The sequence below is a fragment of the Nocardia sputorum genome, assembly GCF_027924405.1.
GTDB classification, from domain to species: Bacteria; Actinomycetota; Actinomycetes; order Mycobacteriales; family Mycobacteriaceae; genus Nocardia; species Nocardia sputorum.
Genome location: NZ_AP026978.1, coordinates 5,717,401 through 5,739,605, shown reverse-complemented (window position 1 = coordinate 5,739,605; position 22,205 = coordinate 5,717,401). Strand labels below are relative to the sequence as shown.

General features: G+C 70.6%; 18 protein-coding genes. 10 read left to right on the top strand and 8 right to left on the bottom strand.

Annotated features, from left to right (window positions below; all coding sequences use genetic code 11):
- Positions 1-104: 104 nt before the first annotated feature.
- Positions 105-1,058 (top strand): AraC family transcriptional regulator, encoded by a 954-nt coding sequence (locus QMG86_RS25940; protein ID WP_281875271.1) that lies wholly within the window; start codon positions 105-107, stop codon positions 1,056-1,058.
- Positions 1,055-1,477 (top strand): acyl-CoA thioesterase, encoded by a 423-nt coding sequence (locus tag QMG86_RS25935; RefSeq protein ID WP_281875270.1) that lies wholly within the window; start codon positions 1,055-1,057, stop codon positions 1,475-1,477. Before QMG86_RS25940 ends, QMG86_RS25935 begins: the two co-directional genes overlap by 4 nt.
- A 16-nt stretch (positions 1,478-1,493) precedes the next feature.
- Here QMG86_RS25935 and QMG86_RS25930 read toward each other — a convergent pair whose 3' ends face one another.
- From QMG86_RS25930 to pdhA, 3 genes are read right to left on the bottom strand one after another with little or no spacing between them, the layout of a single operon-like run.
- Positions 1,494-2,867: a dihydrolipoamide acetyltransferase family protein gene (locus QMG86_RS25930; protein WP_281875269.1), complete on the bottom strand. Its 1,374-nt coding sequence runs from the start codon at positions 2,865-2,867 to the stop codon at positions 1,494-1,496.
- 30 nt (positions 2,868-2,897) lie between these two features.
- Positions 2,898-3,881, bottom strand: a complete 984-nt coding sequence (locus QMG86_RS25925) for an alpha-ketoacid dehydrogenase subunit beta (RefSeq protein ID WP_281875268.1) — start codon at positions 3,879-3,881, stop codon at positions 2,898-2,900.
- Complete coding sequence (gene pdhA / locus QMG86_RS25920; protein ID WP_281875267.1) at positions 3,878-4,990, bottom strand: pyruvate dehydrogenase (acetyl-transferring) E1 component subunit alpha; 1,113 nt, start codon at positions 4,988-4,990, stop codon at positions 3,878-3,880. The genes QMG86_RS25925 and pdhA overlap by 4 nt, the downstream gene beginning before the upstream one ends.
- 147 nt (positions 4,991-5,137) lie before the next feature.
- On the opposite strand from pdhA, the gene QMG86_RS25915 reads away from it, so the two are divergent.
- The gene (locus tag QMG86_RS25915; RefSeq protein ID WP_281875266.1) at positions 5,138-5,629 is read left to right on the top strand and encodes an Lrp/AsnC family transcriptional regulator; all 492 of its coding nucleotides are present in this window, start codon (positions 5,138-5,140) and stop codon (positions 5,627-5,629) included.
- Between the two features lie 90 nt (positions 5,630-5,719).
- Positions 5,720-6,526, top strand: a complete 807-nt coding sequence (locus tag QMG86_RS25910; RefSeq protein WP_281875265.1) for an SDR family oxidoreductase — start codon at positions 5,720-5,722, stop codon at positions 6,524-6,526.
- A gap of 360 nt (positions 6,527-6,886) precedes the next feature.
- On the opposite strand, the gene QMG86_RS25905 is transcribed toward QMG86_RS25910, so the two are convergent.
- Positions 6,887-8,104, bottom strand: coding sequence for a benzoate/H(+) symporter BenE family transporter (locus QMG86_RS25905; RefSeq protein ID WP_281875264.1), 1,218 nt, complete (start codon positions 8,102-8,104; stop codon positions 6,887-6,889).
- Between the two features lie 186 nt (positions 8,105-8,290).
- Between QMG86_RS25905 and QMG86_RS25900 the strand changes: the two genes are divergently transcribed.
- Positions 8,291-9,097 (top strand): sulfurtransferase, encoded by an 807-nt coding sequence (locus tag QMG86_RS25900; protein WP_281881133.1) that lies wholly within the window; start codon positions 8,291-8,293, stop codon positions 9,095-9,097.
- A 15-nt stretch (positions 9,098-9,112) separates the two neighbouring features.
- Here the strand turns inward: QMG86_RS25900 and QMG86_RS25895 are convergent, their stop codons facing one another.
- On the bottom strand, positions 9,113-9,475 hold the full coding sequence (locus QMG86_RS25895) for a hypothetical protein (RefSeq protein WP_159839282.1): 363 nt from the start codon (positions 9,473-9,475) through the stop codon (positions 9,113-9,115).
- Positions 9,476-9,623: 148 nt separating this feature from the next.
- Here QMG86_RS25895 and QMG86_RS25890 point away from each other — a divergent pair, with 148 nt between their 5' ends.
- The 3 genes from QMG86_RS25890 (at position 9,624) to QMG86_RS25880 (ending at position 14,282) form a co-directional block, all read left to right on the top strand.
- Positions 9,624-12,440, top strand: a complete 2,817-nt coding sequence (locus tag QMG86_RS25890) for a DEAD/DEAH box helicase (protein WP_281875262.1) — start codon at positions 9,624-9,626, stop codon at positions 12,438-12,440.
- On the top strand, positions 12,437-13,204 hold the full coding sequence (locus QMG86_RS25885; RefSeq protein ID WP_281875261.1) for an SWIM zinc finger family protein: 768 nt from the start codon (positions 12,437-12,439) through the stop codon (positions 13,202-13,204). Before QMG86_RS25890 ends, QMG86_RS25885 begins: the two co-directional genes overlap by 4 nt.
- Positions 13,205-13,487: 283 nt before the next feature.
- On the top strand, positions 13,488-14,282 hold the full coding sequence (locus QMG86_RS25880) for a helical backbone metal receptor (protein WP_281875260.1): 795 nt from the start codon (positions 13,488-13,490) through the stop codon (positions 14,280-14,282).
- Here the strand turns inward: QMG86_RS25880 and QMG86_RS25875 are convergent.
- The 3 genes from QMG86_RS25875 to icmF form a co-directional block, all read right to left on the bottom strand.
- Positions 14,270-14,650, bottom strand: a complete 381-nt coding sequence (locus tag QMG86_RS25875; RefSeq protein WP_281875259.1) for a DUF3224 domain-containing protein — start codon at positions 14,648-14,650, stop codon at positions 14,270-14,272. The two genes, QMG86_RS25880 and QMG86_RS25875, sit on opposite strands and share 13 nt — an antisense overlap.
- Positions 14,651-14,709: 59 nt before the next feature.
- Positions 14,710-15,780, bottom strand: coding sequence for an amidohydrolase family protein (locus QMG86_RS25870; RefSeq protein WP_281875258.1), 1,071 nt, complete (start codon positions 15,778-15,780; stop codon positions 14,710-14,712).
- Between the two features lie 171 nt (positions 15,781-15,951).
- Positions 15,952-19,170, bottom strand: a complete 3,219-nt coding sequence (gene icmF, locus QMG86_RS25865) for a fused isobutyryl-CoA mutase/GTPase IcmF (RefSeq protein WP_281875257.1) — start codon at positions 19,168-19,170, stop codon at positions 15,952-15,954.
- 285 nt (positions 19,171-19,455) lie between these two features.
- Here icmF and QMG86_RS25860 point away from each other — a divergent pair, with 285 nt between their 5' ends.
- Entirely contained in the window at positions 19,456-20,433 is a 978-nt protein-coding gene (locus QMG86_RS25860) for a DUF2157 domain-containing protein (protein WP_281875256.1), read from the top strand.
- A 267-nt stretch (positions 20,434-20,700) separates the two neighbouring features.
- Positions 20,701-22,200 (top strand): CoA-acylating methylmalonate-semialdehyde dehydrogenase, encoded by a 1,500-nt coding sequence (locus QMG86_RS25855; RefSeq protein ID WP_281875255.1) that lies wholly within the window; start codon positions 20,701-20,703, stop codon positions 22,198-22,200.
- The last annotated feature ends 5 nt before the right edge of the window (positions 22,201-22,205 follow it).

Below are 22,205 nucleotides of genomic sequence, written 5' to 3'. Positions count from 1 at the left end.
GTGACGCGGCACCAGCTCGTGCGCGCGCCGGTACATCCGCCCTGGCCGAGACGGGTCATGGCTTACTCGGCCCGTGATCATGCGTGATCGTCTACCGTGGAAGCGTGGATGCGCTCGCCAGTCTGCTCGAAGGCCCTCGCGCTCGCGGCGCGTTCCTGATGTGCTCGCTGCTGGATCCGCCGTGGTCGCTGCGCATCCAGGACGAGGCCCCGCTGACCGTGCTGTCGATGATCCGCGGCGGCGCGTGGATCGTCACCGACGAGGGCGCGCCGCGTCGGCTCGGCGCGGGCGACGTCGCGATCTTCCGTGGACCCGCGCCGTACACGGTGGCCGACGATCCGGCGACCGAACCGCAGATCATCATCCATCCCGGTCAGGTGACGAAGACGCCGGAGGGCGAGATCCTCTGCGAGACATTGAGTCTGGGTGTCCGGCAGTGGGGGACCGATCCGGACGGCGCGACGCTCATGGTCACCGGGACCTACGAGTCCGCGGGCGCGGCCAGCCTGCGCCTGCTGCGCGCGCTTCCGCCGGTGCTGGTGTTGCGGCGCGGCGAGTTCGACAGCCGGGTGCTCGACATCCTGGTCGACGAGGTGACCAGAGACGAGCCCGCGCAGAGCGCGGTGCTGGACCGCCTGCTGGATCTGGTGCTGATCGCCGCGCTGCGCGCCTGGTTCTCGCGCAACGACGCGCCCGCCTGGTACCACGCGTACGGCGACCCGCTGGTCGGCAAGGCTTTGCGCCTGTTGCAGCACAATCCGGCGCACGGGTGGACGGTCGCGGGCCTGGCCGAGGCGGTGGGAGTGTCGCGGGCCGCGCTGGCGCGCCGGTTCACCGATCTGGTGGGCGAGCCGCCGATGGCGTTCCTCACCGAATGGCGGCTGGCGTTGGCCGCCGATCTGCTGCAGGAGTCCGACGCCACCATCGAGGCCATCGCGCGGCAAGTCGGCTACGGCAGCGCGTTCGCGTTGAGCACCGCGTTCAAGCGGCACTTCGGCGTCTCCCCGCGCGACCACCGGCTGGGCGTCGTCTCCACTGAGCTATCGTCGGCCGGGTGACGCAGCAGTATCCGGTGCTCTGGCCGGTGCCGACCCGGTGGGCCGACAACGACCACTACGGGCACGTGAACAACGTGACCTATTACTCGTACTTCGACACCGCGGTGAACGCGTGGTTGATGCACGCCACCGGAACCGACATCCGCGAACTGCCCGCGCTCGGCGTGGTGGCGCAGACCTCCTGCCAGTATCTCGGCTCGATCAGCTTCCCGGACCAGTTGCAGGTCGGCTTGCGCATCTCGCGGCTCGGGCGCTCCAGTATCACCTACGATCTGGCCATCTTCCGCGAGGCCGACGGCGCGCTGGAACTGGCGGCCACCGGGGTCTTCGTGCACGTCTACGTGGACGCCGAGACCCGCAAGCCGGTCGAGATCCCGGAGGTCATCCGCACGGCCGCGGCGGCGCTCGTCACGGACTGACCGCAGCCTGCCCGCCTCACGCGCGGCTGAGCAGGGTGAGCGGGTCTTCCAGGAATCCCGCGACGGTGGCCAGGAAGCGGGACGCGAGTTCGCCGTCGATCATGCGGTGATCGAAGCTCACGCCGAGGGTGGTCACCCACCGAATCGCGATCTCGTCGCGCACCACCCACGGTCGCCTGCCGATCGAGCCGAGGCACAGGATCGCTGCCTCGCCCGGATTGACCAGCGGGACTCCGGCGTCCACGCCGAAGACGCCGACGTTGGTGATGGTGAACGTGCCGCCGCGCAGGTCGGCGGGTGTCGCGTCGCCCGTGCGGGCGGTGTCGGCGAGCCAGCCGATTTCCCGGGTCAGGTCGCGCAGGTTGAGGGTCTGCGCGTCTTTGATGTTCGGGACCAGCAGCCCGCGTTCGGTGGCCACCGCGATGCCCAGATTGACGTAGTGCTTGGTGACGATCTCCTGAGCGGCTTCGTCCCAGCAGACGTTCATGCCGGGGAAGTCGGAGAGCGCGGCCAGCGTCGCCTTGCCGACCAGGGCCAGCGGCGTCAGGGACAGGCCCGCGAAGGGCTTCGTGCTGCGCAGATGATCGAGTAGTTCCATCGCGGCGGTGCAGTCCGCGGTGACGAACGTGCTGGCCTGCGGGATGGTTCGCGCGCTGGTCAGCATCGCCGCGGCGGTGCGTTTGCGGATGCCGCCGATCGGGGTGCGCTCCTCGCGCGCGGACGGGCGGACCGCTTCGGCGGGCACGGTGGCCTGGTCCGCCGGACGCGGCTGGGAGACGGGTACCGCGCCGCGCACGTCCTCGACGGTGACCGCGCCGCCGGGCCCGGAACCCGCGATGAACCACAGGTCGAGGCCGAGTTCGCGAGCCAGTTTCCGCGCGGCGGGCGTCGCCGCCGCCCGTGCCGCGCCGGGCGCGGTCTCCGGTTGCCGCTCGCGCGGCTGCGAGGTCGGGCTGTCCGCGCCGCCGGATCGCGAAACGCCGGGCCCCTTCCTCTCCCCGCCGTCCGTCCGCGAAACGCCGGACCCGGCAGGAGGACGCCGCCGGGACGTCGTTTCCGCCTCGGGACCGTAGCCGACCAAGACCGAAGCGCGGCCCGCCTCGCTCGTGTCGTCGGCTCCGGCCGTCTGGACGCGAATGAGCGGCGCCCCGACCGCGACGGTGTCGCCCGGCCGCGCCAGCAGTTCGATCACTCGGCCCGCGAACGGCGACGGCAACGCGACGACCGCTTTGGCCGTCTCCACGTCGGCGATGGGCTGGTTCAACTCGACCGTGTCGCCGACCGCCACCGCCCACGACACCAGTTCGGCGTCGGTCAAGCCCTCCCCGAGGTCGGGTAGCCGGAACTCCAGCACGGACGCCGGAAGATCCTGGCGGGCATGGTTTTCCACGCGGCACCTCTCACTACGGCGAAACCCGCCTCAGGCGGCGAGGGTACGGTCGACCGCGTCGAGAATGCGGTCGGGGTCGGGCAGGTGGTGCTTCTCGAGCTTAGCCGGGGGGTAGGGGATGTCGAATCCGCCGACGCGCAGCACGGGCGCTTCCAGGTGATAGAAGCAGCGCTCGGTGATCCGCGCGGCGATCTCGGCCCCGAGCCCGGCGAACACCGGCGCCTCGTGTGTGACGATCAGCCGCCCGGTCTTCGCGACCGACTCCTCGACGGTGCCGAAGTCGATCGGCGAGAGGCTGCGCAGGTCGATCACCTCGAGCGCGTGTCCTTCCCGCGCGGCGATCCGCGCGGCCGACAGCGCGGTCGCGACGGTTCCGCCGTAGGCGACGACGGTCGCGTCCGAACCCGTGGTGCACACGCGCGCGCGATCCAGGGGCAGGCCGCCGTCGCGGTCGAGCGCGGCGAAGTCGACGTCGGCCTTGTCCCAGTACCTGCGCTTGGGCTCGAAGAAGATCACCGGGTCGTTCAGCGCGATCGCCGCGCGGATCATCGAATAGGCGTCCGCGGGGTTGCTCGGTGTGACCACGCGCAGCCCGGCGGTGTGCGCGAAATAGACCTCGGGCGATTCGGAGTGGTGCTCGACCGAGCCGATGCCGCCGCCGAACGGGATGCGAATAGTCAAGGGAGCGTGCACTTTTCCCTGCGTTCGGTAATTGATCTTGGCCACGTGCGAGACGATCTGATCGAACGCGGGATAGACGAACCCGTCGAACTGGATCTCGCACACCGGCCGGTAGCCGCGCAGCGCCATGCCGAAAGCCGTTCCGACGATGCCCGATTCGGCCAGCGGCGTGTCGATGACGCGATTGTCGCCGAAGTCCTTCTGCAGCGTGTCGGTGACCCGGAACACCCCGCCGAGGCGGCCGATGTCCTCGCCCATCAGCAGGACCTTCGGATCGTCCTCCAGCGCGCGGCGCAAGCCGGTGTTGAGCGCGGCGGCGAAGGTGGTGATCATCGCGGGACTCCTTCTCCTCGTGCGGAGAAGCCGCCGGGATCGCCGGCCAGGTACTCCGCGTACGCCCGCCGCTGTTCGGTGATCAGCGGGTGCGGGGTGGTGTAGACGTGGTCGAACAGCTCACTCGGCGCGGGATCGGGCAGGTCGACGGTCGCGGCGCGCACCGCGCGGGCCACCGCGTCCGACCGGTCGGCGACCCGGCGTGCGAACGCGTCGTCCCAGTGGCCCTCGCGCTCGAGCAGCCTGCGGATCCGGTCGATCGGATCGCGCCGAGCCCACTGCTCGGTCTCGGCGGCCGAGCGGTAGCGGGTGGGATCGTCCGCCGTGGTGTGCGGACCCATCCGGTAGGTGAGCGCCTCGATCAACGACGGGCCGCCGCCGGAGCGCGCCCGCGCGATCGCCTGCCTCGTCACGGCGAGCACGGCGAGCACGTCGTTGCCGTCGACCTGCCTGCCCGGCATGCCGTAGCCGTACGCGCGGCGGGCGATCGGCGTCGCGCTCTGTACCCGCACCGGCGCGCTGATCGCCCACTGGTTGTTCTGGCAGAAGAACACGACGGGCGCGCTCCAGGTCGCGGCGAACCCGAGCGCTTCGGCCAGATCGCCCTGGCTGCTGGCGCCGTCGCCGAAATAGGCGATCGTGGCGATCTCGGCGCCGTCCAAGTGGGCGGCGAAGGCGTATCCCGTCGCGTGCAACCCTTGGGAGCCCACGACGATATTGGGATTGGTCATGTTCACCGCGTGCGGATCCCAGCAATGATGGGCGACGCCGCGCCACAGCCGGGTGAGATCGGTGGGGGGCACGCCGCGGCAGTAGGCGACCGCCGTCTCGCGATAGCTGCAGAACACGTAGTCGTCGGGATGCAGCGCGTGCGCGGAGCCGACCTGGGCGGCCTCCTGCCCGAGCAGGGGCGCCCACAGGCCCAGCTGGCCCTGCCGTTGCAGCGCGGTGGCCTCGACATCGATCCGGCGGGTGACCACCATGTCCTCGTACAGCGCTCGCACCTGCTCCGGCCCGACGTCGGCGACCAGCGCGGCGTGCTCGCGATCGAGGACGCGGCGACCGTCCGGCTGGACCAACTGCACCGGGAATTCGGTCTTGCCCGGCATGGGCGATCACCTCCTCACCAGGTCGTCGACGCACACGATGTGGTCTACCTCACAGCATCCACCCGAATGCGGACTGCGCAAGTGGCCGACCAGCGGATGGGCAGAATGCTCAATTCGGCACCCCGGCGTGATGTCATACTGCGTGGTATGACCAGAGAAAACGTCGGCGTGAGGCTGGACGCCACCGACGCCAGGCTGTTGCTGGAACTGGTCGCCAATCCCAGGGCGACGGGTGTGGAGCTGGCCACGCGGCTCGGCCTGTCCCGCAACACCGTGCAGGCCCGCTTGTCCCGCTGGGAGGCGGGCGGCGTGCTCGGCAGCTTCGAGCGGCGCGTCGAGCCGCGCGCGCTCGGCTATCCGCTGGCGGCGTTCGTCGCGGTCGTCGTCGACCAGCACCGGCTGGATTCGGTGGTGGACGAACTCGCCGAGGTGCCCGAGGTCACCGAGGTGTGCGGCATGACCGGACTCACCGACCTCACGGTGCGGGTGGTCGCGCAGGACGCCGACGACCTGTATCGCATCGCCGGGCAGATCCTCAAGATCCCCGGCGTCGAGCGGACCAACATGGCGCTGGTGATGCGCGAGCTGGTCGGTCCGCGCACCGCCCCGCTGCTGGACCGGCTGGCGAATTCCGGCTGACCGCCGGCGCGGCATTCCGGCCGCCGCTCCGCCACCGCAGCCCCACGCGGTGTCGGCAGCGGGCCGGTGCGGCCCCGCTAGGGTGCGGGGATGGAGATTTCGGGCAAAGTTGCCATTGTCACGGGGGCGGGCGCGGGGATCGGGGCGGCGCTGGCCGCCCGGCTCGTCGACGCCGGTGCGCGTGTGGTGCTCGCCGACCTCGACGAGGCGAGCGCGGTGCGAGTCGCGGAGTCTCTCGGGCCGGGGGCGGTCGCGGTCGGCGGGGATGTGGCCGACGAAACGGTGATCCGCGCGTTGATCGATCGCGCCGAGGCGGAGTTCGGGCCGGTCGACCTGTATTTCGCGAACGCGGGCATCGGCGGGGGCGCGGGTCTGGACAGCACCGACCAGCAGTGGTCGGCCGCGCTGGAGGTCAACGTGCTGGCCCACGTCCGCGCCGCGCGGCTGCTGGTGCCCGGATGGCTGGCGCGCGGCGGCGGTTACTTCGTCGCCACGGCGTCGGCGGCGGGACTGCTCACCCAGCTCGGTTCGGCGCCCTACGCGGTGTCCAAGCACGCGGCCGTCGGTTTCGCGGAGTGGCTGTCGGTCACCTACGGCGACCGGGGGGTCCGGGTGAGCTGCGTGTGCCCGATGGGCGTGGACACGCGGTTGCTGCGGGGCGGCCTCGTTCCGCCCGAGCACGCCGCCGAGGCGGAACTCGCGGTGAAGGCGGTCACGAGCGCGGGCGCGGTGCTGTCCCCGGAGGACGTCGCCGAGATCGTGCTCGCCGGGGTGGCCGAGGAACGCTTCTTGATCCTTCCGCATCCGGAAGTGCTGAAGATGTACCGCCACAAGGGCTCCGACTACGATCGCTGGCTCGACGGAATGCGCCGCTTCCAAGCCGCGCTCCGGGCGTAGGCTGCTCCCGGCTCCCGGCTCCCGGCTCCCGGCTCCCGGCTCCCGGCTCCCGGCTCCCGGCTCCCGGCTCCCGGCTCCCGGCTCCCGGCTCCCGGCTCCCGGCTCCCGGCTCCCGGCTCCCGGCTCCCGGCTCCCGGCTCCCGGGCGCGGGCAGTGGTCTGGACTTCGCGCTCATCTCGTGGCCGCCTCGGACCGGCGCGGGCTGGGGCGGCCCTGGTCCGGCTGCTGTCGCCGGTCGGCTGTGGAGGCTGTGTTCGGCTCGGTGGGCGGCTGTTCGGCCCGGCGGGCGTTGTGATCGAAGGTCGCCTACTGCTGAGCCTCTGATCGGTCCGGCGCGGGCTGTGGTCGGCCTCGGTTCAACTACTTCCGTTCCGGCTGACGCAACACGCTCCGCACGACGAGCCCGGCGAGCAGCGCCCAGAAGGCCGCGCCGATGCCGGCGAAGCCGACGCCGGAGGCGGCGATGACGAAGGTGACGACGCCCGCCTCGCGGTGTTCGGAGCGCAGCGCCGCGCCGAGCGCGGTCGCCAAGGTCGCCAGCAGGGCCAGCCCGGCCACGGTTTCCAGCGTGCCCGCCGGAGCGGTGGCGATCAGCGTGACCAGCGCGGCCGAGCCCAGTGCGAGCACGAGGTATATCCCGCCCGCGGTGAACGCGGCGATCCAGCGTCGCTTCGGGTCCGGGTGCGCGGCGGGCGCGGCCGACAGCGCGGCGCTGATGGCGGCGAGATTGATCGCGTGCCCGCCCGCGGGCGCGCCGACGACGGTGCCGAGCCCGGTGACGGTCATCGCCGCGCGCCAGGGCACCCGGTAGTCGAACGAGGCCAGCACCGCGGTGCCCGGAATGTTCTGCGACGCCATGGTGACGATGTAGAGCGGGATCGCCACGCCGATCAGCGCCTGCCAGCTCCAATGCGGCACCGTCAGTTCCAGCCGCGGCGCCATCGCACCGACGTCGAGGCGCCGGTGCTGCACCGCGATGCTGATCGCGGCCCCGATCGCCGCCGTCGCGAAGGCCGCGATCACGGCCCAGCGCTGCGCGTACCGTTGCAGCACCAGCCAGACCAGGATCACCGGCGCCACCACCGCCGGACTCGTCTGCACCGCCCGGACCGGCGCCAGGCACAGCGGCAGCAGCACACCCGCCAACATGGCCTGCGCTATCTCCACCGGGATCGCCGCGACCAGCGCGCCCAGCCGCTGCCACAGCCCGGTGACGACGATCAGCGCGCCCGTCACCACGAACGCCCCGATCGCGGCGGGCCAGCCGCCCGCCACCGCGCCCGTCCCCGCCAGCAGCGCCGCGCCCGGCGTGGACCAGGCGAGCGTGATCGGCATCCGGTAGCGGTAACTCAGGGCCAGCATGCCGATCGCCTGCGTGACGCACAGCGCGAGCAGGCCCGACGCGGCTTGCGCGGAACTCGCGCCCACCGCGGTCAACCCGCTCAGCACCACGGCGAAGGAGCTCGTGAACCCGACCAGCGCCGTCACCGCGCCCGCGCTGATCGGCGGCACGAGCCCGGCCCGCGCCCGTTCGGGTTCCCCGGTCGCGGTGGTTTCGGCAGTGGAAGCGTTCGACATCGGTCGGATATTGCCGCTGGTCACGAGGGCGTGTCGCCTGCCAGTGCGCCGAAACTGGCCTGACTTGGCCGCACGGGCGGCACGCGGCACGAGAGTTCGGCGACATCGGCACATCCGGGTGCGTAGGGTGGGGGAGTCGGTGCGCGAGGACGCGATTCGGGACGAGGAGCTGAGTTGAGCGCGGTACTGATCTCACCGGAGGAACTGCGGGAAGCGTTGGCGGACAAGCGGCTTCGCCTACTGGATGTGCGATGGGCGCTGGGCGACCCGGACGGGCCGCAGCACTACCTCGACGGTCATATTCCCGGCGCGGTGTTCGTCGACCTGGAAACCGAACTGGCCGCGCCGCCTTCACCCGCGCGCGGCAGGCATCCACTGCCGGACCCCGCACAGCTGGAGAAGTGCGCGCGCAGCTGGGGGCTGCGCGAGGGCGATCCGGTCGTCGTCTACGACGCCACCGGCGGCATGGCCGCCGCCCGCGCCTGGTGGCTGCTGCGCTGGGCGGGCGTCGCGGACGTGCGCATTCTCGACGGCGGGCTGCCCGCCTGGATCGGCGCGGGCGGCCCGGTCGCGACCGGCGCCGAGCCCGACTTCGAGCCCGGCGATGTCGAACTGCGCCCCGGACAGCTGCCCGTGATCGACGCGGACGCGGCCGCTCGCTGGAAGGGCGTGCTGCTGGACGCCAGGGCGAGCGAGCGCTTCCGTGGTGACGTGGAGCCGATCGATCCTCGGGCCGGGCACATCCCCGGTGCGCTCAGCGCTCCGACCGCCGACAATCTCGACGCGGAGGGCCGCTTCCGCGCGGTGGAGGAACTGCGCGACCGCTTCGCCGGGTTCGGATCCGGGCCGGTGGCCGTGTACTGCGGCTCCGGCGTGACAGCGGCGCACCAGGTCGCGGCGCTCGCTGTCGCGGGCGTGGAGGCGGCCTTGTATCCCGGGTCGTGGTCACAGTGGTCGAACGATCCGAAACGGCCGGTCGCGACGGGTAGCTGATCCGCTGCCGCGGACCTACAGCCAGGCGCGGGCCAAGAGATCGTCGTCGGCGACCTCGCTGGCCCGGGGCGGGAACCGGGTGGCGGCGATCGACTCGATATGCGTTCCGTCGTGCCCGATCACCCACGAGCCGCCGCGCTCCTCGCATTCGGCGATCTTGGCGAAGGTGGTGAGCAGGAACGTGATCGCCTCGCGCGGGTCGGTGGTGCGGGCCAGCCGCTGCGATTCACCGGGTCTCGACAGGTCCAGCCACACGCCGCACTGCCCGTCGAGCCGCATGCCGACGATCTTGTCGGCATGCACGAAGGTGAATTTCCGCCGTTCCCACGCGGTCGTCGGGGTGAAGCTCTGCTCGAGAACCTGGAGCAGGATCGTCATGCTGCTTCCTCCGCTTCCTTGACACCAAGCTGCGGTTGTTTGCGATGACCTGCGGATATTCCAGTATGTGCCGGTTACCCGAAGAAATCCACAACGGTCGGGGCACTGGGCGCGCCGCCGTGTCGGACCCGCCTGCTTGGATGGGTTGATGCTGCACGGACTGTGGTCGCCGGGATCCGGGTTGCTGCTCTGGCACGACTCGCCGGTCGCCGCGCCGTCCACCGGGCTGCCGGATCCGCTGAGCAGCGTGCTGCGGGCGTCGAGGTTCCGGCACCGCGCCGAGGTGCTGGTCGTCGCGAACGGCGTCGCCGCGACCGAGCGGGTGCGCGCGCACGCGATGGCCCCGCTCGCGGCGGCGGAGGCGCTGCGGCAGCGACTGCCCGCCGGACTGGTGGCGGGCGATCTGCGTTTTCTCGCGCACGTCGCGCGCGGCATCGAACGCTGGGTGCGTGCCGGGCGTGTCGTGCCGGACCTGCGCCGGGAGGACGGCCAGTGGTGGGTGCGCTGGCGGCTGGTCGGCGGGGAGCGGCAGCGGGCCTGGCTGGCCGAACTCGCGGTCGCGATGCCGCAGGCCCTGCGGGTGGCCGGGCGTCCGGCCGCGGTGCTGGACGACATGGTCACCGAGCTCACCGATCCGATCGCGCGGTCGCTGGCCGACCCGCAGGACTCGCCGCATCCCCTGGTGGCCGCCCTGGTCGGCGACACTCCGCTGGACAACGGCAGCTATCAGGTCGCCGAGGTGCTGGAGCGCTGGCGCGCGAGCCTGACCGGTGACGAGCCGGAATTGGTGCTGCGGTTGCTGGAACCGGACGGCGAACTCGGGCTCGCCGACGAGTCCGTCGCGCTGTGGCGGCTGGAGGTGTGCTTGCGCCTGAGCGGGGAGGCGCCCAGAACCGTTCCCCTGCACGAGGATCCGAATCTCGTGCGGATCGCGGTGGACAAGCTCGGCGCGGCCCAGCGGGCGTATCCGAGGTTGCGTGATCTGCCGAGCGATCCGCGCAGCATGGACCTGCTGCTGCCCACCGAGGTGGTGCTGGATCTGGTCGCGCACGGCGCGCACGCCCTGCACGCCGCCGGGGTCCAGTTGCTGCTGCCGCGAGCCTGGAGCGTCGCCGAACCGAGCATGCGCCTGCGCGTGGACAGCGCGGCGCCCGCCGCGGAGAGCACGGTCGGTCTGCGCGGCCTGGTCGCCTATCGCTGGGAGCTGGCGCTCGGCGACATGGTGTTGACCACGGCCGAGATGGAGCGCCTGGTGCGCGGTAAGTCCGATCTGGTGCAGTTGCGCGGCCAGTGGGTGCAGGCCGATCACAAGGCGCTGGCCGCCGCGGCCCGGTATGTCGCCGCGCACGCCGACGACACCCCGGTCACCTTCGCGGACATGCTCGGCGAGATCGCCGTCTCACGGGTGCCGCAGGTGCCGATCACCGAGGTCACCGCCAGCGGGTGGGCCGGTGACCTGCTCGACCGCGCGCGGGAGCCGGAAGCGGTCGCCGCGCCCGTCGGACTGAAGGCCGACCTGCGCCCCTACCAGCAGCGGGGCCTGGCCTGGCTGGCCACCATGAGCCGGATGGGGTGCGGCGCGATCCTGGCCGACGACATGGGACTCGGCAAGACCGTCCAGGTGCTCGCTCTGCTGGTACACGAACGCGAGACGCCGGAGCCGGCCGAGCCGCCGGGCCCGACCTTGCTGGTGTGCCCCATGTCGGTGGTCGGCAACTGGCAGCGCGAGGCGGAACGGTTCGCCCCCGACCTGCGGGTGTGGGTGCATCACGGCGCGGGCCGGCGGGCCGGGGCCCAACTCGACGAGACGGTCGCCGCCGCGGACCTGGTGATCACCACCTACGCGCTGCTCGCGCGCGACGCCGAGGAACTGGGCAGGCAGCACTGGGACCGCGTCGTCCTGGACGAAGCGCAGCACATCAAGAACGCCGGTACGCGGCAGGCGCGGGCGGCGCGGTCGTTGCCCGCGCGGCATCGGCTGGCGCTCACCGGCACCCCGGTGGAGAACCGGTTGGAAGAGCTGCGCTCCATCATGGATTTCGCGATGCCGAAGGTGCTGGGCAGCGCGCAGTCCTTCCGGGCCCGTTTCGCGGTCCCCATCGAACGCGAGCGCGACCAGAACGCGATCAGCCGGCTGCGCTGGCTCACCCAGCCGTTCGTGCTGCGCCGGGTGAAGACGGATCCCACGGTGATCAGCGATCTGCCCGAGAAGCTCGAGATGACCGTGCGGGCCAATCTCACCGTCGAGCAGGCCGCCCTCTATCAGGCGGTCGTGGACGACATGCTGGCGAAAATCAAGGACGCGAAGGGCATGGCGCGCAAGGGCGCCGTGCTCGGTGCGCTCACCCGGCTCAAGCAGGTGTGCAACCATCCCGCGCATTTCCTGGGCGACGGGTCGAGCGTGCTGCACCGCGGGGCGCACCGCTCCGGCAAGCTCGCTCTCGTCGAGGACGTCGTGGACGCGGTGCTGGCCGACGGGGAGAAAGCTCTGCTGTTCACGCAGTTCCGGGAATTCGGCGAGCTGGTGGCGCCCTACCTCGCCGAGCGGTTCGGCGCCGAGATCCCGTTCCTGCACGGTGGCGTGCCGAAGAAGAAGCGCGACGCGATGGTCACCCGGTTCCAGACGCCGGACGGTCCGCCACTGATGTTGTTGTCGCTCAAGGCGGGTGGCACCGGCCTCAACCTCACCGCCGCCAATCACGTGGTGCACCTGGACCGCTGGTGGAATCCCGCCGTGGAGAACCAGGCCACCGACCGCGCCTTCCGGATCGGCCAGCAGCGCAACGTCCAGGTGCGCAAGCTGGTCTGCGTGGACACGATCGAGGAGCGGATCGACGAGATGATCAACGGCAAGCGGCAACTCGCCGATCTGGCCGTCGGCGCGGGGGAGAACTGGATCACCGAGCTGAGCACCGACGAACTGCGCGACCTGTTCACCCTCGGAGCGGCGGCGGTGGGCGAATGAGTCCGTTCGTCGACTACTCGGAGTACGGGAAGAAGCTGCCGGTGCGCGGCGGTGTGGAGGCACGCAGCAGGCGCGGCGGATTCGGGCGCACCTGGTGGGGCAAGGCGCTGGTGGAATCGATCGAGCGGATGGCGGAGCCGGGCCGGTTGGCGCGCGGCCGCAACTACGCCAGGTCCGGTCAGGTGGTGAACTACCGGATCGAGCCGGGCGCGGTGACGGCGGAAGTGCAAGGCAGTCAACCGAAGCCCTTCACGGCGGTGTTCACCGTGCGCCCGTTGCGCGAGGACGAACTCGAGTTGCTCATCGAGACAATCCGCGCGGCTCCCGGCATGCTCGCCGAGATCGCCTCGGGCGCGTTGCCTACCGGACTCGGACCGCTGCTGCTGCCGAGCACCGCGGCCGATCTGGATTTCACCTGCACCTGCCCTGATCCTGGTTGGCCGTGCAAGCATGTGGCGGCGGTCTGCTACCTGCTGGCCGAGCGGCTCGACGAACGCCCGCGCGAGATCCTGACCCTGCGCGGACTCGACCTGGACACCTTGATCGGCGGCATCGAACGCGAGCCGAGCCCCGCCGTCGACGACGACCCGTACGGCGAGAACATCGTCCTGCCGGATCTGCCCGCCGTCGATTTCCGTCCCGCGCCGGAAGACCTGGATCCGATGCTGCTGCGCAGGGCGCTGCGAATGACCTCGGCCGACGAGACCACCGCCGCGACCGGCCTGCGCGAACTCACGGCGCTGTATCGGCTGTTCGACCGGTGAAATTGGTGGGCACCCAGCATCGGGGCTGTCGGTTACCGCCGGTCTGTCGGGGCGGGATCGATACCGGCGGAGCGAAGGGACCGGAGACTTCCCGACGCCGGGTGCCGCTATCCAGTCTCGCGCCGCGCGACCCGATGCGGAACTGCCCCAGTAACGCCCGCACGCTGCCCTTGCGCCGAACTTGCCGAACCGTCACCTCACATCGCCGGATCGCCGCACCCACCGCCGCCGAGTCGAGAAAAGCGAGCCCACCTGCGCAAATCTCCTGTTATAGGCTGACAGCGTGGCAGGAAGGAGCCCAGCGGCCCGGCCGCCCCGCGACGACCTCGGTACGCCGGTGGATCTGCGAACGCCCCCGCGCCGGGTGGTGTCGCTCGTCCCATCACTGACCGAGGCGGTGGCGCGGACGTGTCCGGAAGTCTTGGTCGCCGCCACGCAATGGTGCACGCATCCAGGCGATCTGGCGGTCGAACGCGTCCGTGGCACAAAGAATCCGGATGTCCGTCGCATCATCGAACTCGCCCCCGACCTGGTGCTGTGCAACAAAGAGGAGAACCGTCGCCTCGACGTCGAACGTCTGCGTACGGCGGGAATTCCGGTGTGGGTGACCGAGATCGAGACCGTCGAGCAGGCCATGGTCTCCCTCGCCCGGCTCTGCGCGGAGGCGCTCGGCGTCGACATCCCGGCTTGGCTCACCGAGGCCCGGTCCGCTTGGGCGGCAGCACCTCCCGAACCGGCGCGCGCCGCCGTCATCCCGGTCTGGCGGAACCCGTGGATGGTGGTCGGACGGAACACGTTCACCGGTGACATCGCACACCGCTTGGGCCTGCGGCTGGTGCACGCCGATCGACCCGACCGCTATCCGCGCGTCACGGAGGCCGAGCTGATCGAAGGCGTCGAGCTCGCGGTACTGCCCGACGAACCCTATGCCTTCACCGAAACTGATGGGCCGGAAGCCTTTCCGGATATCCCGGTCGCCTTGGTCGAGGGTCGCGCCCTCACTTGGTACGGGCCGTCGCTGGCGACTGCCCGCGATACTCTCACCGCGCAACTGGCCCGGGCGACTCACAATTCGTAGTCGAACCAAATGTGGTGTGTGCCGTCGGCATCCACATGCAGTCCGCCCGTACCCGTGATACCCGCGAGGTCGCCGGTGCCGCTGCCGGGCACGATCACGCAGAATTCGTTCGTGCGGTCGGCGCCGCTCGTGCTCGCGACGTGCAGGAAATTGAAGGCGCCCGCGGCTGCGTCGAGCGTGCCCTCGAACGACTCCATCGCGGTGTAGCTGCCCACACCGGTGGCCTGGTCGAACGCGGCGGTGAACACGGTGGACGAGCGGCCTTCGATCGCGCCGCTGAACTGCTTGGCGATGAGGGCGACGCCGACCGGCAACGCGGTGGTGATCGTGGGATCGGGCACCACCTCGGTCGGGACGAAGGAACTCATGGAGAACGTGCCGGTGGCTTTCACGCGGCGAATGCCAGCCCTGGGCACCGACAACCGGGTCAGTCCGCGATCCGGTACACGCGCTGCGCGGTGGTCCGGAAAATCTGCTCGAGTTCGGCGGGTCCGCCGCCGTGGCCTGTGACGGCGGTCGCGATCGCCTCGATGCTGTTCGCGATGCTGGTGACGGGCTTGTCCACCGGGAAGTTGGAACCCCAGATGAGACGGTCCGCGCCGAAGACGTCCACGGCGTGCTCGACCAGCGGGCCGATCCGGTCGAGCAGCTGCGGCACCGGCGTCGGCGTGCCCCGCGGGGGGATCGGATGGCCGAGGATCGGCATCATCAGCCCACTGACCTTCGCGACCACGTTCGGGCGCGCGGCCAGTGCGGCGAGATCGTCGCGCCACCGCACCAGTAGCTGCCTGCGTAGTCCCGGATTGCTGCCGGTGTGCTTGCCGACCGCGCCGAAGATCCCCGCGGGCGTGCCGAGGTGGTTCAGCACGATCGGCACCTCGGGATACCGTTCGGCCAGCGCGGTGACGTCGGGGATGGCGTGCGAGTACACCCACGCCTCGAAGGACAGGCCGCGCTCGGCCAGGTGCGCGAAGCCGTCGAGGAATTCCTTGGTGGTGAGCTTGCCGGGGGCGTCGGTGAACGATCGCACGCCGGGATCGGGATGGTGCGCGACCATGGTGCGGATACCCCGCAGCAGCGGTGAGGCGGCCGCGTGTGCGTCGAGCAGGTCCGCGAACCCGGGGTCCGCCGGGTCGCCGCCCGCGAGGATCGCGCCGAGCCGTGGCGCCGCCTCCAGCGGCAGCCCGGCCACCCAGGCTGTCTCCCCGGCCTTCCCCAGTGGTCCCGGCTGCGACCATTCGACTTCGATGTGCGCGATCACCTCGATCGGCGCGTTCCCGGCATCGGCGCGGTAGTCGAACGGCAGGTAGGGCCGCAGGTAGGCGACCGGATCTCCGACGAACTCGCGGTCCCGCCGCGGGGCCAGCCGCTTCGCCGCGTCCACCGGAACCGGCAGCAGCCGGAACAGTTTCGCCAACGCGCTGAAATCCCGCGGTGTGGCGAACGGGTCCCACTGGTGGATGTGTGCGTCGATGATCCGAATACCCGAGAGGTCCATACCTGCCATCCCAACCGCGCCGAAGGTTTGCTCGGCGATTGTCACATGCCCGCGCGCGGCGGGCCCGGAATCCGCAGCAGCCGTCTCGCTCGGCGATGCGTGCGGCGGGCCCGGCTCGCGAGCGTGAGCCGGGCCGTGCCGGGACACCGACCGAGCCTGCACGCGCACGGCTCACACGTTGCGGCGATACTGTCCGCCGACGGTGAAGAACGTGTCGGTGATCTGCTGCAACGTGCACACCCGGGCCGCCTCCATGAGCACCTCGAAGATGTTGTCGTCGGTGCGGGCGACCGCTTCGAGCCGGGCGAGCGCGGCATGGGCGGCGTCCCGGTTGCGCTGCTGGAATTCGCGCACCCGCCGCAGCTGGGACTGCTTCTCCGCTTCGGTGCCGCGCGCCAGCTCCAGCTCCCGGCGCGGCTCGTCATGGGAGTTGCGGAAGGTGTTCACGCCGATGATCGGCAGTGAACCGTCGTGCTTGCGCTGTTCGTAGCGCATCGATTCGTCCTGGATCTTGCCGCGCTGGTAGCCGGTCTCCATCGCGCCGAGCACGCCGCCGCGTTCGCTGATCCGCTCGAACTCGGCCAGCACCGCCTCCTCGACCAGATCGGTGAGTTCGTCGACCAGGAAGCTGCCTTGCAAGGGGTTCTCGTTCATCGCGACCCCCCACTCCCGGTTGATGATGAGCTGGATGGCCAGCGCGCGGCGCACCGATTCCTCGGTCGGGGTGGTGACCGCCTCGTCGTAGGCGTTCGTGTGCAGGCTGTTGCAGTTGTCGTAGATGGCGATCAGCGCTTGCAGCGTGGTGCGGATGTCGTTGAAGTTCATCTCCTGCGCGTGCAGCGACCGTCCGGAGGTCTGGATGTGGTACTTCAGCTTCTGCGATCGCTCGTTGGCGCCGTAGCGGTCGCGCATGGCGATCGCCCAGATGCGGCGGGCCACCCGGCCGATCACCGAGTACTCCGGATCCATCCCGTTGGAGAAGAAGAACGACAGGTTCGGCGCGAAGTCATCGATGTGCATACCCCGCGCGAGATACGCCTCCACATAGGTGAATCCGTTGGCCAGGGTGAAGGCAAGCTGGCTGATCGGGTTCGCGCCCGCCTCGGCGATGTGGTAGCCGGAGATCGACACCGAGTAGAAGTTGCGCACGCCGTTGCGCACGAACCATTCCTGGATGTCGGCCATCATGCGCAGACTGAACTCGGTGGAGAAGATGCAGGTGTTCTGGCCCTGGTCCTCCTTGAGGATGTCGGCCTGCACCGTGCCGCGCACCGTGGCCAGGGTGCGGGCGCGCACGTCGGCGGCCTCGGCGTCGGTCGGCGGCCGTCCCTGCTCGGCCGCGAAGCGGTCCAGCGCCTGGTCGATCGCGGTGTTCAGGAAGTAGGCCAGGATCGTCGGCGCGGGGCCGTTGATCGTCATCGACACCGAGGTGCTCGGCGCGGTCAGATCGAATCCGTCGTAGAGCACCTTCATGTCGTCGAGCGAGGCGATCGATACGCCGGAGGTGCCGACTTTTCCGTAGATGTCGGGCCGCTCGGCGGGGTCGTGGCCGTAGAGCGTCACCGAGTCGAACGCCGTGGACAGCCTTTTCGCGTCGGAATGCTCGCTGAGCACTTTGAACCGGCGATTGGTGCGGAACGGGTCGCCCTCGCCGGCGAACATGCGCGCCGGGTCCTCGTTGTCCCGTTTGAACGGGAAAACCCCGGCGGTGAAGGGGAACCGTCCGGGCAGGTGCTCCGCGCGAAGGAAGCGCAGGAGCTCTCCGTGATCGGTGAAGCGGGGCAGGGCGACGCGGGGAATGGAGTTGCCGGACAGCGTCTCCCGGCGCAGTGGGGTGTGGATCTCCCGGTCGCGCACCCGGACCACTTGTTCTTTCCCCCGGTAGGACTCGGCGAGCGCGGGCCACTCGGCCAGCAGCGCGGCGTTCGCGGGCGTCAGGTCGGCGCGGGCACGTTCGGCGAGTTCGGCGACCGCGGTGTCGGCGGGCAGCTCGGCCGCGACTTGCTCGAAGCGTTGCAGCCGTTGCGCGGCGGCGACCTGGGCGGCGGTCTCGGCGTGGTAGCCGCGCACGGTCTCGGCGATCTCGGCGAGGTAGCGCACCCGCGCGGGCGGAATGAGCTGGGCGAAACGCGTGGAGGTGCGGGTGTCCACCCGTGGCAGCGCGCCGGGCTCCAGCCGCAGGCCGTGTCCGGCGAGCAACCCGGTCAGGTGCTGATAGAGCGCTGTCACCCCGTCGTCGTTGAAGGTGGCCGCGCTGGTGCCGAAGACCGGCATGTCCTCCGGCGCGGCGTGGAACTCCTCGCGGTTGCGGATCAGCTGCCTGGCCACGTCGCGCAGCGCGTCCGCGGCCCCCCGGCGCTCGAACTTGTTGATGGCCACCACGTCCGCGTAGTCCAGCATGTCGATCTTCTCCAGCTGGGAAGCGGCGCCGAACTCGGGCGTCATCACGTACATCGACACGTCGACGTGGTCGGTCACCGCGGCGTCGCCCTGACCGATGCCGGGCGTCTCCAAGATGATCAGGTCGTATCCCGCTGCCTTGCAGGCGGCCACGATGAGGTCGATGTTGTCCGGCAATTCGTGTCCACCGCGGGTGGCCAGCGAACGGAAGAAGACGTGCTCGCCATCGAGCGCGTTCATCCGGATGCGATCGCCGAGCAGCGCGCCGCCCCCGCGCCGCCGGGTCGGGTCGACGGCGAGGATCGCGACGCGCACTTTGTCTTGCTGATCCGACCGCAACCTGCGCACCAATTCGTCGGTGAGCGAGGACTTTCCGGAGCCGCCGGTGCCGGTGATGCCGAGCACCGGCACGGTTCGCGCCGCCGCGGCCTCGGCCAGCTTCCGCCGGTCGGCCTCGGGCAGCGCGTCCGCTTGCAGGCACGTGATGACGCGCGCCAAGGCGGCACGCTCGCCGGCGAGCACCGCGTCCGCCGCAGGCGGCTCGGCCGCGAGATCGATGTCGCAGGCGCGGATCAGCTGGTTGATCATGCCGGGCAGGCCGAGTCGCTGGCCGTCCTCGGGGGAGAAGATGGTCACGCCGGATTCGGCCAGTCGCGCGATCTCCTCCGCCACGATCACGCCACCGCCGCCGCCGAAGATCCGCACGTGCCCGGCCCCGGCCTTGCGCAGCGCGTCGGCGAGGTATTCGAAATACTCGACATGGCCGCCCTGATAGGAGCTGACCGCGACGCCCTGGGCATCCTCGGTGAGCACGGCGTCGACCACCTCGCTGACCGAGCGATTGTGGCCGAGGTGGATCACTTCCGCGCCCTGGCTCTGCAGGATGCGGCGCATGATGTTGATCGCCGCGTCGTGCCCGTCGAACAGGGCCGCCGAGGTGACGAAGCGAACGGGGTGGGTGGGCGTGTAGAGCGCGCTGCTGTCGGCCACGGGACTCCTCCGGGGATTCCATTGTCGCCCGATACTAGGACGTCAAACTAATCGTACGGTGACTGTCATCACATCGCCAGCCGTCGCCGCGGGGTGGTTCGCGCCACTGCTGCCGTGCGGTTCCGGGTCAGCGGAGGACGGCTGTTCGGTAGCGGTCGACCTGGGACGCGCGCGCCCAGCTGGGTGTGCGCGCCTCGATGTGACCACCAGACGGAGGTGTCCGTGCCGATACCGGGCTCCGCCCGATTGTGTTGTCATGGCGGCCGACTCGGACATACTGGGCCCATGGTGAGCGACGACAGGGCGGATGCCGCGGTAGGGCGGCTGGTCGCCGAGCGCGTGCTGACCCGCGACCAAGCCGACGCGGTGCTCGCGGCGCTCGCCGTGGAGCGGGCGGCGGCGGTGGCGCGCGGGAAGGTGCTCGCCGAGATCGCCTCGTATGTCGGCGCCGGTTTGCTGTTCGGTGGGATCGCCCTGGTCGCGGCGTCGTCCTGGGATGCGCTCGACCGGCCGGTCCGGGTGGGAGTGCTCGCCGTCGTGTCGGCCGGTCTGCTGCTCGGGGGCGTTCTGCTGGCACGGGTGCCGACCGGTGGCGCGAGCAGTGCCCGGGCGAGGCTGGCGGCCGTGCTCTTCGCGCTCGGATCCGTCGCGCTCGCCGGGTCCGTCGGCACCGCGCTCGAGCATGCGAGCACCGACGCCGCGTGGGTGTTCGCCTGTGCGGCGGGAGCGGTGGTCGCCGTACTCGGTTACCTGGCGCTGCCCACGGTGGTCGGACTGCTGGTCTGCGCTTGCTTCGTGCCCGCTGCCGTGGCAGGGCTGGCGACAGAGGTGTTCGGTCTCGACGACAACTGGGGCAGTGTGGCGGTGCTGGTGCTCGGCGGGACGTGGTTCGCGCTGACTCGGGTCGGCGCGTTGATCGACGTCCGGGTGGGCTACCTGGTCGCGATCGTCACGTCCGTCGCGGCCGCGCAGACCCTCGACATCGACGGCCGGATCTGGGCCTACGGGATCACGGCGCTCATCGCCGTGGTCTGCTTCGCGCTGTACGCGACCCAGCGGTCGGCGGTGCTCGTCATCGGCGGCGGGGTGGCCATCGCGGTCGCGGCGGGGGAGGCGGTCTCGGACTGGACCGGCGACTCGCTCGGCGCGGCGGCGGTGGTCGTGGTGATCGGCGCGATCACGCTGGCGTTGGGCGCGTTCCGTTTGGCGCGACCGCGGCGGCAGAAGGAAGGCGATCCGGCCGTTCCCGTGCCGAAGCCGTAGGTGGCGAACGAACCGATGGCTCCGCCGACCGCGCAGGCGGCCATCGGGCGGTGGCGCCGGATCGGGGACGTCGGGCTCGGCTACCTCTTGGGGAGGCTGTACCGCTGAGCCGCCTGGGCGGGCCGGAGGCGCATCGGAACCTTCACCTGGGGACGGCGTGGGATGAATCACATCGACCCTGCGCCATTGCTGATACTTGGACGTCCAACTATAGGATGACCGCATACCGCACCGCGGTGTTCCGATCGCTACGAGAACAGGACTGGCATGGTTCGCGAACTCACCCATTTCATCGGCGGGCAGCATGTGCCGGGCACGTCCGGCAACTTCGGCGACGTCTTCGATCCCAATCTCGGTCAGGTCCAGGCGCGGGTGCCGCTGGCGAGCAAGTCCGAGGTCGAGGCGGTCATCGCGAACGCCGAGGCGGCGCAGCCGGTGTGGGCCGCGTTCAACCCGCAGAAGCGGGCGCGCGTGCTGATGAAGTTCCTGACCCTGGTGCAGGACGAGATGGACTCGTTGGCCGCCCTGCTGTCCTCCGAGCACGGCAAGACCATCGCCGACGCCAAGGGTGACATCCAGCGCGGCCTGGAGGTCATCGAATTCGCCACCGGCATCCCGCACCTGCTCAAGGGCGAGTACACCGAGGGCGCGGGCACCGGCATCGACGTGTATTCGATGCGCCAGCCGCTCGGCGTCGTCGCGGGCATCACCCCGTTCAACTTCCCGGCCATGATCCCGCTGTGGAAGGCCGGTCCCGCGCTGGCCACCGGCAACGCGTTCGTGCTCAAGCCCTCCGAGCGCGACCCCTCGGTGCCGCTGCGGCTGGCCGAGCTGTTCCTCGAGGCCGGTCTGCCCCCCGGTGTGTTCAACGTGGTCAACGGCGGCAAGGAGGCCGTCGACACGCTGCTGCACGATCCGCGGATCAAGGCCGTCGGCTTCGTCGGCTCCACCCCGATCGCGCAGTACATCTACGAGACCGCGACAGCGAACGGCAAGCGCGCCCAGTGCTTCGGCGGCGCGAAGAACCACGCGATCGTCATGCCGGACGCCGACCTCGACGACGTCGCCGACCAGTTGATCGGCGCGGGCTACGGGTCCGCGGGCGAGCGTTGCATGGCCATCTCGGTGGCCGTCCCGGTCGGCGAGGAGACCGCCGACCGCCTGGTGGCCAAGCTGACCGAGCGGGTGCACAAGCTCAACGTCGGCCGGTCCGACGACCCGGGCGCCGATTACGGGCCGCTGGTCGGGCGCGACGGTGTGGACCGGGTGAACAACTACGTCCAGATCGGCGTCGATGAGGGCGCCGAACTGGTGGTGGACGGTCGCGGCCTGGTCGTGGAGGGCGCCGAGGACGGCTACTTCGTCGGCGCGACGCTGTTCGACAAGGTGACGCCGGAGATGCGGATCTACCGCGAGGAGATCTTCGGTCCGGTGCTCAGCGTGGTCCGCGCCGAGGACTACGAAGAGGGTCTGCGGCTGGCCAACGAGCACGAGTACGGCAACGGGGTCGCGATCTTCACCCGCGACGGCGACACCGCCCGCGACTTCGCCGCGCGCGTGCAGGTCGGCATGGTCGGCATCAACGTGCCCATCCCGGTGCCGATCGCGTACTACACCTTCGGCGGATGGAAGCGTTCCGGCTTCGGCGATCTGAACCAGCACGGCCCGGACTCGATCCGCTTCTACACCAAGACCAAGACGGTGACGCAGCGCTGGCCCGCGGGACTCAAGGAGAGCAACGCGTTCGTCATCCCGACGATGGACTGACGCGG